This is a genomic window from Escherichia sp. GZ89 (genome assembly GCF_019366485.1).
GTDB classification, from domain to species: Bacteria; Pseudomonadota; Gammaproteobacteria; order Enterobacterales; family Enterobacteriaceae; genus Escherichia; species Escherichia fergusonii.
In genome coordinates, this window is sequence record NZ_JAEOHX010000006.1 from 202,856 (window position 1) to 216,458 (window position 13,603).

Annotated in this window: 14 protein-coding genes; 11 read left to right on the top strand and 3 right to left on the bottom strand. The window is 51.6% G+C overall.

Features of this window, described 5'->3' with window-relative positions:
* Positions 1–8: 8 nt before the first annotated feature.
* From recF to dnaA, 3 genes are read right to left on the bottom strand one after another with little or no spacing between them, the layout of a single operon-like run.
* Positions 9–1,082, bottom strand: coding sequence for a DNA replication/repair protein RecF (gene recF / locus K0335_RS12275; RefSeq protein ID WP_000060098.1), 1,074 nt, complete (start codon positions 1,080–1,082; stop codon positions 9–11).
* Positions 1,082–2,182 (bottom strand): DNA polymerase III subunit beta, encoded by a 1,101-nt coding sequence (gene dnaN / locus K0335_RS12280; protein ID WP_000673458.1) that lies wholly within the window; start codon positions 2,180–2,182, stop codon positions 1,082–1,084. Before dnaN ends, recF begins: the two co-directional genes overlap by 1 nt.
* Positions 2,183–2,186: 4 nt before the next feature.
* Positions 2,187–3,587 (bottom strand): chromosomal replication initiator protein DnaA, encoded by a 1,401-nt coding sequence (dnaA, locus tag K0335_RS12285; protein WP_000059097.1) that lies wholly within the window; start codon positions 3,585–3,587, stop codon positions 2,187–2,189.
* Positions 3,588–3,883: 296 nt separating this feature from the next.
* Between dnaA and K0335_RS12290 the strand changes: the two genes are divergently transcribed.
* The 11 genes from K0335_RS12290 to yidZ all read left to right on the top strand — a co-directional run bounded on the left by K0335_RS12290 (position 3,884) and on the right by yidZ (position 13,584).
* Positions 3,884–3,964, top strand: a complete 81-nt coding sequence (locus K0335_RS12290; protein ID WP_123057255.1) for a hypothetical protein — start codon at positions 3,884–3,886, stop codon at positions 3,962–3,964.
* A 229-nt stretch (positions 3,965–4,193) separates the two neighbouring features.
* Entirely contained in the window at positions 4,194–4,334 is a 141-nt protein-coding gene (gene rpmH / locus K0335_RS12295) for a 50S ribosomal protein L34 (RefSeq protein ID WP_000831330.1), read from the top strand.
* A gap of 16 nt (positions 4,335–4,350) precedes the next feature.
* Positions 4,351–4,710 (top strand): ribonuclease P protein component, encoded by a 360-nt coding sequence (gene rnpA, locus K0335_RS12300; protein WP_000239730.1) that lies wholly within the window; start codon positions 4,351–4,353, stop codon positions 4,708–4,710.
* Entirely contained in the window at positions 4,674–4,931 is a 258-nt protein-coding gene (gene yidD, locus K0335_RS12305; RefSeq protein WP_001307474.1) for a membrane protein insertion efficiency factor YidD, read from the top strand. The genes rnpA and yidD overlap by 37 nt, the downstream gene beginning before the upstream one ends.
* Positions 4,932–4,933: 2 nt before the next feature.
* A complete protein-coding gene (gene yidC / locus K0335_RS12310; protein ID WP_000378258.1) occupies positions 4,934–6,580 on the top strand; it encodes a membrane protein insertase YidC in 1,647 nt (548 codons plus the stop codon).
* Positions 6,581–6,685: 105 nt separating this feature from the next.
* On the top strand, positions 6,686–8,050 hold the full coding sequence (gene mnmE / locus K0335_RS12315) for a tRNA uridine-5-carboxymethylaminomethyl(34) synthesis GTPase MnmE (protein WP_001282361.1): 1,365 nt from the start codon (positions 6,686–6,688) through the stop codon (positions 8,048–8,050).
* Positions 8,051–8,292: 242 nt separating this feature from the next.
* On the top strand, positions 8,293–8,367 hold the full coding sequence (tnaC, locus tag K0335_RS12320; RefSeq protein ID WP_001364348.1) for a tryptophanase leader peptide: 75 nt from the start codon (positions 8,293–8,295) through the stop codon (positions 8,365–8,367).
* A gap of 220 nt (positions 8,368–8,587) precedes the next feature.
* Positions 8,588–10,003, top strand: a complete 1,416-nt coding sequence (tnaA, locus tag K0335_RS12325) for a tryptophanase (RefSeq protein ID WP_015953902.1) — start codon at positions 8,588–8,590, stop codon at positions 10,001–10,003.
* Positions 10,004–10,094: 91 nt separating this feature from the next.
* A complete protein-coding gene (gene tnaB / locus K0335_RS12330) occupies positions 10,095–11,342 on the top strand; it encodes a low affinity tryptophan permease TnaB (protein WP_000131908.1) in 1,248 nt (415 codons plus the stop codon).
* Positions 11,343–11,474: 132 nt separating this feature from the next.
* Positions 11,475–12,650, top strand: a complete 1,176-nt coding sequence (gene mdtL, locus K0335_RS12335) for a multidrug efflux MFS transporter MdtL (RefSeq protein ID WP_104919990.1) — start codon at positions 11,475–11,477, stop codon at positions 12,648–12,650.
* Positions 12,625–13,584, top strand: coding sequence for an HTH-type transcriptional regulator YidZ (gene yidZ / locus K0335_RS12340; RefSeq protein WP_046081383.1), 960 nt, complete (start codon positions 12,625–12,627; stop codon positions 13,582–13,584). The genes mdtL and yidZ overlap by 26 nt, the downstream gene beginning before the upstream one ends.
* The last annotated feature ends 19 nt before the right edge of the window (positions 13,585–13,603 follow it).

The following is a 13,603-nucleotide window of genomic DNA, read 5'->3' on the forward strand; positions in this document are numbered from 1 at the left end:
TTCTTGGGTTAATCCGTTATTTTACCCTTTTCCACGGTAAACATCTTCGAATTTTCGTCCGACATGTCTATTACGTGTTCAGCACTGATCGCGCTGACAAAGACCTGTGATTGCGTCGCTTTTAAGCGGCTGGCAAGCAGCCCGCGACGCTCATCATCAAGCTCAGAGGCAAAATCATCTATCAGGTAGAGACACCGCCGCCCGCTTTCACGGGTGAGGAACTCTCCTTGCGCCAGACGTAAGGCGCACATCAACAGCTTAAGCTGCCCACGCGATAAGGTATCTTCCACCGGCGCACCGTCGGCGCGAATGCGTAAGTCCGCTTTATGCGGACCGTGCGCGGTGTAGGTTAGCTGGCGATCGCGTTCAAAATTACGTTCCAGCACCTCAGCATATTCTGTCTCTTTCTCCCAGCCGCGCTGAAAAGAGAAAGTCAGAGTAAACTCCGGGAGAAATTGCTTACAGGTATCGGCCATATCAGCGGCGATACCGGCGCTGTACTCGGCGCGCCAGGTACTGATTTGTTCTGCCAGCGGGATCAGTTCTTTGTCCCACGGGCGTAGCTGTTCATAACGAGTCACCTGGCGCAGTGCCGCATTGCGCTGCTTGAGCAATCGCTTGAGATTGCTCCAGGCGGTGAAAAATCCGGGTTCGTTGTGAAAGCATCCCCAGTCGAGGAAGGCTCTTCTGTATTTGGGGCCGCCGTTGAGTAAAGTAAACCCTTCTGGCGTTATCAGTTGCATCGGCATCAGATGCGCCAGCTCGGCGACCTTATGCCCGTCAGTACCGTCGATGCGGACTTTGCTGTCGCCCTGTTTATCTTTGGTTAGGCCAATCGCCGTCTCGCGCTCTTCGCCCTGTAAACGCCCATGGAGAATAAACGCCTCCTGCTCGTGGCGAATAACACGACCAATCTGCAAACTGCGAAACGCCCGACCGTGGCCGAGCGTATAGATGGCTTCCAGCACGCTGGTTTTGCCACTGCCGTTGGCACCTACCAGAAAGTTAAAGCCGGGAGATAAAGCGAGATCCGCGGTTTCAATGTTGCGGAAATCGCGGATCAACAAGCGGGTGAGGGACATTACAGTCTCATTGGCATGACAACATAGGCAGCCGACTGTGATGCGGCATCTTCAATCTGCACACTGGAAACCGAATCGGTCAGCATCATGCGCACGTTTTCGCATTTCAGCGCGTTCAGAACATCCAGTACATAGCTGACGTTGAAGCCAATTTCCATCTCCGCACCGCTATAGGTAACGTCGAGGATCTCTTCCGCTTCTTCCTGTTCCGGGTTGTTGGCGGTGATCTTCAGTTGGTTTTCGCTGACATACAGACGCACGCCGCGGAATTTCTCGTTGGAGAGGATCGCTGCACGGGCAAACGCCTGCTTGAGCAGATCGCAGCCTGCTTCCAGATGTTTGTCCGGGTTCTTCGGCAGAACGCGGCGATAATCCGGGAAGCGACCATCCACCAGTTTGGAGGTGAAGATAAAGTCGCCAACGTGGGCGCGAATGTTGTTGCTGCCAATCTGCACGCGCAGCGGATTGTCGCCGCCGTCGAGCATACGCATCAGTTCAATCACGCCTTTACGCGGCACGATCACCGAATGGCTTGGCAAAGATTGACCAATTGGCATTGAACAGACCGCCAGACGGTGACCGTCGGTCGCCACGGTGCGCAGTTCTTCACCTTCGGTTTCGAACAGCATACCGTTTAAGTAATAGCGAACATCCTGATGCGCCATCGAAAACTGAGTCGCTTCAATCAGACGCTTCATCGTCGCCTGCGGCAGGGTAAATTCGACTTCGCTCTGCCAGTCATCGAGGTTCGGGAAATCCGCCGCTGGCAGGGTAGAAAGCGAAAAACGGCTACGCCCGGAGCGCACCAGCATCCGCTCACCTTCCAGCTGCACGGCAATTTCGGCGCCTTCAGGCAGACCACGGCAGATATCAAAGAATTTGCGCGCCGGAACGGTCGTCGCTCCTGGTTCATGCGGATGAACCAGCGCAACACGTGCCACCATTTCCATCTCGAGATCAGTACCGGTCAGCGACAACGTACCGTCAGCAACCTGTAACAGCAGATTACCGAGAATCGGTAGCGTAGGACGACCACCTAACGGACCGCTCACCTGTTGTAGCGGTTTTAATAAATGCTCACGTTCTACGGTAAATTTCATAGGTTTACGATGACAATGTTCTGATTAAATTAGAGAAATCTTCTTTGATATCGTGGCTCTCTTCACGCAACTGCTCGATCTTCCGGCAGGCATGAAGCACCGTTGTGTGGTCACGACCACCAAACGCATCGCCAATCTCCGGCAGACTGTGGTTAGTCAGCTCTTTCGCCAGCGCCATCGCCATCTGGCGTGGACGCGCCACCGAGCGAGATCGACGCTTAGAAAGGAGATCCGCAACTTTGATCTTGTAGTACTCTGCCACCGTCTTCTGAATATTGTCGATGGTGACCAGTTTTTCCTGCAATGCCAGCAAGTCGCGCAGCGCCTCACGCACGAAGTCGATGGTGATCGCCCGTCCGGTAAAGTTAGCGTTAGCAATGACGCGGTTCAACGCCCCTTCCAGCTCACGTACGTTAGAGCGTAGACGCTTGGCGATAAAAAACGCCACTTCGCCCGGCAAACGAATATCGTTTTCGTCGGCCTTTTTCATCAGGATCGCCACGCGGGTTTCTAACTCTGGCGGTTCGATCGCCACAGTCAGTCCCCAACCGAAGCGGGATTTCAGACGATCCTCAACGCCATTGATCTCTTTCGGATAGCGATCCGAGGTGAGAATGATCTGCTGGTTACCTTCCAGCAGGGCGTTAAAGGTGTGGAAAAACTCTTCCTGAGATCGTTCTTTATTAGCAAAAAACTGAATATCGTCGATCAGCAGTGCATCTACGGAACGGTAGTAGCGTTTAAACTCTTCGATCGCGTTGTTTTGCAGGGCTTTAACCATGTCCTGAACAAAGCGCTCGGAGTGCATATAAACCACTTTGGCATTCGGCTTGCGCGCCATAATGCCGTTACCCACCGCATGCAGCAGGTGAGTTTTACCCAGACCCGTGCCGCCATAAAGGAACAACGGGTTATAGGCACCGCCAGGGTTATCAGCCACCTGGCGAGCCGCCGCGCGCGCCAGTTGGTTAGATTTACCTTCAACGAAATTATCAAACGTGTGTTTGACGTTTACGTTAGAACGATAGGTCGGTTCTGCCGGAGCCGGGACGTTATCCCAACCGGAACGCGTAGAAGGCGCAGCACGTTGCGGCTGCACCTGAGCTGCCTGAGCAGGTGCAACTGTATTGCTGGCTGCAGCTTTCAGTGTTTGTGTTACGGGCTTTGTGCCCACTTCAAAACGCAGCTGTGGGGCATCCGCTCCGCAGAAACTGGTTAGCAGTCCATTGATATTATTAAGGTACTTGTCCCGTACCCAATCGAGGACAAAACGGTTTGGCGCGTACAGGGCCAGCGTGTTATCGCTCAGTTCCGCCTGCAATGGGCGTATCCACATACTGAATTCGGTGGCTGGTAACTCATCCTGCAATCGGGCAAGACACTGCTGCCAAAGCGAAAGTGACACGGCGGACTCCACTCGAACAAAAGTCGATAATGACTAAGGCTGAAACATTCATGATTGTTGACGTACGTCGAAAAGACCCTGCTTGAGGGTGACGCACGAACCGCTGTCTGCGGTTATATGCCCGATCAAGATCCTGCTAAACGATCGGGACCGCGGATCATAGCCTAAACTGCGCAAGAGATCTTCTGTTTCTCACAGATTTTCCCGATTTATCCACAGGATGATCCAGAACTCGCTAAGTGTAAACGATCCTGCCGCGAGGCGGGCACGATTTACGCCGCATATTGGAAAATTTAATGACCATAGACAAAAATTGGCTTAATCGATCTAATAAAGATCCAGTACGATCCTTGCGCTTTACCCGTCAGCCCGTATAATCCTCCACCCGGCGCGCCATGCTGGTTTTCACTGGTGTGAGGCCGTACGTTTTCCCTGCGAAAAGGTGCGGAAAAGCGCGGTAAATAAGGAAAGAGAATTGACTCCGGAGTGTACAATTATTACAATCCGGCCTCTTTAATCACCCATGGCTTCGGTGTCCATCGTTTCATTTTTCGGCGGATATCCAATAAAGCCATTGAATTTATTCAAGTTTAGGTAGAAATCGCCATGAAACGCACTTTTCAACCGTCTGTACTGAAGCGCAACCGTTCTCACGGCTTCCGTGCTCGTATGGCTACTAAAAATGGTCGTCAGGTTCTGGCACGTCGTCGTGCTAAAGGCCGCGCTCGTCTGACCGTTTCTAAGTAATAAAGCTAACCCCTGAGTGGTTAAGCTCGCATTTCCCAGGGAGTTACGCTTGTTAACTCCCAGTCAATTCACATTCGTCTTCCAGCAGCCACAACGGGCTGGCACGCCGCAAATTACTATTCTCGGCCGCCTGAATTCGCTGGGGCATCCCCGTATCGGTCTTACAGTCGCCAAGAAAAACGTTCGACGCGCCCATGAACGCAATCGGATTAAACGTCTGACGCGTGAAAGCTTCCGTCTGCGCCAACATGAACTCCCGGCTATGGATTTCGTGGTGGTGGCGAAAAAAGGGGTTGCCGACCTCGATAACCGTGCTCTCTCGGAAGCGTTGGAAAAATTATGGCGCCGCCACTGTCGCCTGGCTCGCGGGTCCTGATAGCCCTCATTCGGGTCTATCAACGCCTGATTAGTCCGCTACTCGGGCCGCATTGTCGTTTCACTCCAACCTGTTCAAGCTACGGAATTGAGGCATTGCGCAGGTTTGGAGTGATAAAAGGCAGTTGGTTGACGGTGAAACGCGTATTAAAATGCCACCCTTTACACCCTGGTGGTGACGATCCCGTCCCGCCCGGACCATTTGATACCAGAGAACACTAACGATGGATTCGCAACGCAATCTTTTAGTCATCGCTTTGCTGTTCGTGTCTTTCATGATCTGGCAAGCCTGGGAGCAGGATAAAAACCCGCAACCTCAGGCCCAACAGACCACGCAGACAACGACCACCGCAGCGGGTAGCGCCGCCGACCAGGGCGTACCGGCCAGTGGCCAGGGGAAACTGATCTCGGTTAAGACCGACGTGCTTGATCTGACCATCAACACCCGTGGTGGTGATGTTGAGCAAGCTCTGCTGCCTGCTTACCCGAAAGAGCTGAACTCTACCCAGCCGTTCCAGCTGCTGGAAACTTCACCGCAGTTTATTTATCAGGCACAGAGCGGTCTGACCGGTCGTGATGGCCCGGATAATCCGGCTAACGGCCCGCGTCCGCTGTATAACGTTGAAAAAGACGCTTATGTGCTGGCTGAAGGTCAAAATGAACTGCAGGTGCCGATGACGTATACCGACGCGGCAGGCAACACGTTTACCAAAACGTTTGTCCTGAAACGTGGTGATTACGCTGTCAACGTCAACTACAACGTGCAGAACGCTGGCGAGAAACCGCTGGAGATCTCCACCTTTGGTCAGTTGAAGCAATCCATTACACTGCCACCGCATCTCGACACCGGAAGCAGCAACTTCGCACTGCACACCTTCCGTGGCGCGGCGTACTCCACGCCTGACGAGAAGTACGAGAAATATAAGTTTGATACCATTGCCGATAACGAAAACCTGAACATCTCTTCGAAAGGTGGTTGGGTAGCGATGCTGCAACAGTATTTCGCGACTGCGTGGATCCCGCATAACGACGGTACCAACAACTTCTACACCGCTAATCTGGGTAACGGCATCGCCGCTATCGGCTATAAATCTCAGCCGGTACTGGTTCAGCCTGGTCAGACTGGCGCAATGAACAGCACCCTGTGGGTTGGCCCGGAAATCCAGGACAAAATGGCAGCAGTTGCTCCGCACCTGGATCTGACCGTTGATTACGGTTGGTTGTGGTTCATCTCTCAGCCGCTGTTCAAACTGCTGAAATGGATCCATAGCTTTGTGGGTAACTGGGGCTTCTCCATTATCATCATCACCTTTATCGTTCGTGGCATCATGTACCCGCTGACCAAAGCGCAGTACACCTCCATGGCGAAGATGCGTATGCTGCAGCCGAAGATTCAGGCAATGCGTGAGCGTCTGGGCGATGACAAACAGCGTATCAGCCAGGAAATGATGGCGCTGTACAAAGCTGAGAAGGTTAACCCGCTGGGCGGCTGCTTCCCGCTGCTGATCCAGATGCCAATCTTCCTGGCGTTGTACTACATGCTGATGGGTTCCGTTGAACTGCGTCAGGCACCGTTTGCACTGTGGATCCACGACCTGTCAGCACAGGACCCGTACTACATCCTGCCGATCCTGATGGGCGTAACGATGTTCTTCATTCAGAAGATGTCGCCGACCACTGTGACCGACCCGATGCAGCAGAAGATCATGACCTTTATGCCGGTCATCTTCACGGTGTTCTTCCTGTGGTTCCCATCAGGTCTGGTGCTGTACTATATCGTCAGCAACCTGGTTACCATTATTCAGCAGCAGCTGATTTACCGTGGTCTGGAAAAACGTGGCCTGCATAGCCGCGAGAAGAAAAAATCCTGATTCGGTGAGTTTTCGCTAAAATAAGGGCGGTCAGTTGACCGCCTTTTTTCTTTTCGTAGGGCGGATAAGCACCGCGCATCCGCCACACAAAGCAACAGGAACATCATGAGCGATAATGACACTATCGTAGCCCAGGCCACGCCTCCGGGACGTGGCGGCGTTGGCATCCTGCGCATCTCCGGCCTCAAAGCCCGTGAGGTTGCCGAAACCGTGCTGGGTAAACTGCCTAAGCCACGCTACGCCGATTATCTTCCGTTTAAAGACGCCGATGGCAGCGTGCTCGATCAGGGGATTGCGCTATGGTTCCCTGGCCCGAACTCGTTCACCGGCGAAGATGTGCTGGAACTGCAAGGTCATGGCGGTCCGGTGATCCTCGACCTGCTGTTAAAACGCATTCTGACTATTCCCGGCCTGCGGATTGCCCGCCCTGGTGAGTTTTCCGAACGCGCATTTCTGAACGATAAACTCGATTTAGCCCAGGCCGAAGCGATTGCAGACCTTATCGACGCCAGCTCGGAACAGGCGGCGCGCTCAGCGCTAAACTCGCTGCAAGGTGCGTTCTCCGCACGGGTTAACCATCTGGTGGAAGCCCTCACCCACTTGCGCATTTACGTCGAAGCGGCAATTGATTTCCCCGATGAAGAGATCGATTTCCTCTCCGACGGCAAAATTGAAGCCCAGCTCAATGACGTGATTGCCGATCTCGACGCAGTACGCGCCGAGGCTCGTCAGGGCAGCTTGTTGCGCGAAGGGATGAAAGTCGTCATTGCCGGGCGTCCAAACGCCGGTAAATCAAGCCTACTGAACGCGCTGGCGGGCCGTGAAGCGGCAATCGTGACTGATATCGCCGGAACCACGCGTGACGTACTGCGTGAGCATATCCACATTGACGGAATGCCGCTGCATATCATCGATACCGCCGGATTACGCGAAGCCAGTGACGAAGTGGAACGTATTGGTATCGAGCGCGCATGGCAGGAAATTGAACAGGCCGACCGTGTGCTGTTTATGGTTGATGGCACCACCACGGATGCCGTTGATCCAGCAGAGATCTGGCCGGAGTTTATCGCCCGTCTGCCAGCGAAACTGCCGATCACCGTGGTACGCAATAAAGCCGATATCACCGGCGAAACGTTGGGGATGAGCGAAGTGAACGGTCACGCGTTAATTCGTCTCTCTGCAAGGACTGGTGAAGGTGTGGACGTGCTGCGTAACCATCTCAAACAGAGCATGGGCTTTGACACCAACATGGAAGGCGGCTTCCTGGCGCGTCGTCGTCACCTACAGGCACTGGAACAGGCGGCAGAGCACCTGCAACAGGGTAAAGCGCAACTGTTAGGTGCCTGGGCGGGTGAACTGCTGGCGGAAGAGTTGCGCCTGGCGCAGCAGAACTTAAGCGAGATCACCGGGGAATTTACCTCAGACGACCTACTGGGGCGGATTTTCTCCAGCTTCTGTATTGGTAAGTAATCGCACTTACGAAGCCGCATTCTGACTGTCAGATGCGGCTTCGCTTCATTGTTAACACTCCTGTTATGCCTCAACCCTTTTTTTAAACATTAAAATTCTTACGTAATTTATAATCTTTAAAAAAAGCATTTAATATTGCTTCCCGAACGATTGTGATTCGATTCACATTTAAACAATTTCAGAATAGACAAAAATTCTGAGTGTAATAATGTAGCGGCGTGTCTTTCGAGGATAAGTGCATTATGAATATCTTACATATATGTGTGACCTCAAAATGGTTTAATATCGACAATAAGATTGTCGATCACCGCCCTTAATTTACCCTTCTGTAGCCATCACCAGAGCCAAACCGATTAGATTCAATGTGATCGATTAGTTTGTTATATCTTAATTTTGCCTTTTGCAAAGGCTGTCTCTCATTTATTTACTTGTTTTAGTAAATGATGGCCCTTGCATATATATCTGGCGAATTAATGGATATTGCAAATGTAATATTCACAGGGATCATTGTAATTAAAATAAATGAAGGATTATGTAATGGAAAACTTTAAACATCTCCCTGAACCGTTCCGCATTCGTGTTATTGAACCAGTAAAACGTACCACTCGCGCTTATCGTGAAGAAGCAATTATTAAATCCGGTATGAATCCGTTCCTGCTGGATAGCGAAGATGTGTTTATCGATTTACTGACTGACAGCGGCACCGGGGCGGTGACGCAGAGTATGCAGGCCGCGATGATGCGCGGCGACGAAGCCTACAGCGGCAGCCGCAGCTACTATGCGTTAGCCGAATCAGTGAAAAATATCTTTGGTTATCAATACACTATTCCGACTCACCAGGGCCGTGGCGCAGAGCAAATCTATATTCCAGTTCTGATTAAAAAACGCGAGCAGGAAAAGGGCCTGGATCGCAGCAAAATGGTGGCGTTCTCTAACTATTTCTTTGATACCACGCAGGGCCATAGCCAGATCAACGGCTGTACCGTGCGTAACGTCTATATCAAAGAAGCCTTCGATACGGGCGTGCGTTACGACTTTAAAGGCAACTTTGACCTTGAGGGATTAGAACGCGGTATTGAAGAAGTTGGCCCGAATAACGTGCCGTATATCGTTGCAACCATCACCAGTAACTCTGCAGGTGGTCAGCCGGTTTCACTGGCAAACTTAAAAGCGATGTACAGCATCGCGAAGAAATACGATATTCCGGTGGTCATGGACTCCGCACGCTTTGCCGAAAACGCCTATTTCATCAAGCAACGTGAAGCAGAATACAAAGACTGGACCATCGAGCAGATCACCCGCGAAACCTACAAATATGCCGATATGCTGGCGATGTCCGCCAAGAAAGATGCGATGGTGCCGATGGGCGGTCTGCTGTGCGTGAAAGACGACAGCTTGTTTGATGTGTACACCGAGTGCAGAACCCTTTGCGTGGTACAGGAAGGCTTCCCGACATATGGCGGCCTGGAAGGCGGCGCGATGGAGCGTCTGGCGGTAGGTCTGTATGACGGCATGAATCTGGACTGGCTGGCTTATCGTATTGCGCAGGTACAGTATCTGGTCGATGGTCTGGAAGAGATTGGCGTTGTCTGCCAGCAGGCAGGCGGTCACGCGGCATTCGTTGATGCAGGTAAACTGTTGCCGCATATCCCGGCAGACCAGTTCCCGGCACAGGCACTGGCCTGCGAGCTGTATAAAGTCGCTGGCATCCGTGCGGTAGAAATTGGCTCTTTCCTGTTAGGCCGCGATCCGAAAACCGGTAAACAACTGCCGTGCCCGGCTGAACTGCTGCGTTTAACCATTCCGCGCGCAACCTATACTCAAACACATATGGACTTCATTATTGAAGCCTTCAAACATGTGAAAGAGAACGCGGCGAATATTAAAGGTTTAACCTTTACCTACGAACCGAAAGTATTGCGTCACTTCACCGCAAAACTGAAAGAAGTTTAATTAAAACATTCAGAGTGGCTATAAGGATGTTAGCCACTCTAGCTCCCTACATCTTCAATAACAAAAATAGCCTTCCTCTAAAGGTGGCATCATGACTGATCAAGCTGAAAAAAAGCACTCTGCATTTTGGGGTGTTATGGTTATAGCAGGTACAGTAATCGGTGGAGGTATGTTTGCTTTACCTGTTGATCTTGCCGGCGCCTGGTTTTTCTGGGGTGCCTTTATCCTTATCATTGCCTGGTTTTCAATGCTTCATTCCGGGTTGTTGTTATTAGAAGCAAATTTAAATTATCCCGTCGGCTCCAGTTTTAACACCATCACCAAAGATTTAATCGGTAACACCTGGAACATTATCAGCGGTATTACCGTTGCCTTCGTTCTCTATATCCTCACTTATGCCTATATCTCTGCTAATGGTGCGATCATTAGTGAAACGATATCAATGAATTTGGGTTATCACGCTAATCCACGTATTGTCGGGATCTGCACAGCCATTTTCGTTGCCAGCGTATTGTGGATAAGCTCGTTAGCCGCCAGCCGTATTACCTCGTTGTTCCTCGGGCTGAAGATTATCTCCTTTGTGATCGTGTTTGGTTCTTTCTTCTTCCAGGTCGATTACTCCATTCTGCGCGATGCCACCAGCACCACTGCGGGAACGTCTTACTTCCCGTATATCTTTATGGCTTTGCCGGTGTGTCTGGCGTCATTTGGTTTCCACGGCAATATTCCCAGCCTGATTATTTGCTATGGCAAACGCAAAGATAAGCTAATCAAAAGCGTGGTTTTCGGTTCGCTGTTGGCGCTGGTGATTTATCTCTTCTGGCTCTATTGCACGATGGGGAACATTCCGCGAGAAAGCTTTAAGGCGATTATCTCCTCAGGCGGCAACGTTGATTCGCTGGTGAAATCGTTCCTCGGCACCAAACAGCACGGCATTATCGAGTTTTGCCTGCTGGTGTTCTCTAACTTAGCTGTCGCCAGCTCGTTCTTTGGTGTCACGCTGGGGTTGTTCGATTATCTGGCGGATCTGTTTAAGATTGATAACTCCCACGCCGGGCGTTTCAAAACCGTGCTGTTAACCTTCCTGCCACCCGCGTTGTTGTATCTGATCTTCCCGAACGGCTTTATTTACGGGATCGGCGGTGCCGGACTATGCGCCACCATCTGGGCGGTCATTATCCCCGCGGTGCTGGCAATCAAAGCTCGCAAGAAGTTTCCCAATCAGATGTTCACGGTCTGGGGCGGCAATCTTATTCCGGCGATTGTCATTCTCTTTGGTATAACCGTAATTTTATGCTGGTTCGGTAACGTCTTTAATGTGTTACCTAAATTTGGCTAATCCGTTCAAGAAGCCAGCGAAATAGCTGGCTTCTTGCCTGTCAGGAAATCACTTATGTCCAAATGGCAACTCGCCTGATTCTGCTTCACCACGTATGCTTTGCGTCACCTTACTATCAGGACGCTTTAGCCCATGTCCCGCTTTTTGATTTGTAGTTTTGCCCTGGTTTTACTTTATCCCGCCGGGATTGATATGTACCTCGTTGGTTTACCGCGCATCGCCGCCGATCTCAATGCCAGCGAAGCGCAGTTGCATATTGCGTTCTCCGTTTATCTGGCAGGTATGGCAGCAGCGATGTTATTTGCCGGTAAAGTGGCCGATTGTTCAGGGAGAAAGCCTGTCGCCATACCTGGCGCGGCGCTATTTATTATCGCCTCGGTGTTCTGTTCACTGGCTGAAACCAGCACGTTATTTCTTGCAGGACGATTTCTACAGGGGTTGGGCGCAGGCTGTTGTTACGTGGTGGCGTTCGCCATTTTACGTGACACACTGAACGATCGACGTCGGGCAAAAGTGCTGTCATTACTCAACGGCATTACCTGCATCATTCCGGTGTTAGCCCCGGTACTCGGACACCTGATTATGCTTAAATTCCCGTGGCAAAGTCTGTTCTGGGCGATGGCAATAATGGGCGTCGCAGTACTGATGTTGTCTTTGTTTATTTTAAAAGAAACGCGCCCTGCCGCCCCCGCCGCTTCGGACAAACCACGAGAGAATAGGGAGTCGCTGCTTAACCGGTTTTTCCTCAGCCGTGTTGTTATCACCACCCTCAGCGTTTCGGTGATCCTCACCTTCGTGAATACGTCGCCGGTATTGCTGATGGAAATCATGGGCTTTGAGCGCGGAGAATACGCCACCATAATGGCGTTGACCGCAGGTGTCAGCATGACCGTTTCATTCTCCACGCCATTTGCACTGGGGATCTTTAAGCCACGTACGTTGATGATCACCTCACAGGTGTTATTTCTGGCGGCGGGTATCACTCTTGCCGTTTCGCCTTCCCATGCGATCTCTTTGTTTGGTATCACGCTGATTTGCGCTGGGTTCTCGATAGGTTTTGGCGTGGCGATGAGTCAGGCGTTAGGGCCGTTTTCATTACGTGCGGGTGTTGCCAGCTCGACCTTAGGTATTGCACAGGTTTGCGGATCGTCACTGTGGATTTGGCTGGCGGCGGTGGTTGGTATCGGCGCATGGAATATGCTGATCGGGATTCTGATTGCCTGTAGCATAGTGAGCCTGTTGCTGATTATGTTCGTCACGCCTGGACGCCCCGTTGCCGCTCATGAAGAAATCCATCACCACGCTTGATCTCAATTTGCTGCTCTGCCTGCAACTGCTGATGCAGGAACGCAGCGTGACTAAAGCGGCGAAGCGGATGAACGTGACCCCTTCGGCGGTGAGTAAGTCGCTGGCAAAGTTAAGAGCGTGGTTTGACGACCCGCTCTTTGTGAACTCACCGCTGGGCCTGTCACCCACACCGCTAATGGTCAGCATGGAGCAAAATCTGGCGGAGTGGATGCAAATGAGCAATTTGCTGCTGGATAAACCACACCACGAAACGCCGCGCGGTCTTAAGTTTGAACTGGCGGCGGAATCGCCGCTGATGATGATTATGTTCAATACGCTGGCTAAGCAGATCTACCAGCGTTACCCCCAGGCGACGATCAAATTGCGCAACTGGGATTACGATTCACTGGATGCGATTACCCGTGGCGAAGTAGATATCGGCTTTACCGGACGCGAAAGTCATCCTCGCTCGCGGGAACTGCTCAGCCAGTTGCCGTTATCTATTGACTATGAAGTGTTATTTACTGACTTGCCTTGTGTCTGGTTGCGAGAAGATCATCCGGCATTGCGCGAAGAGTGGGATCTGGAAACCTTTCTACGTTATCCACATATCAGCATTTGCTGGGAACAGAGTGACACCTGGGCGCTGGACGATGTCCTTCATGAATTGGGGCGCGAACGCACCATTGCGTTGAGTTTACCGGGCTTTGAAGCATCCTTATTTATGGCTGCACAACCGGAACAGCGGCTGATCGCAACTGCTCCCCGCTATTGCCAGCACTATATTGAACAGCATCAATTGCCATTAGTTGCCCTTCCGCTACCTTTCGCTATTGCGCAGCTGGAAAAACTTAAAGTCCCCTTCACGTTGCTTTGGCACAAACGCAACAGCCACAACTCAAAAATTCTCTGGTTGCGCAAAACAATAAAAGCGCTCTATGCCCCTCTTTTTTGAGGAAAAACAGCCAACAGAA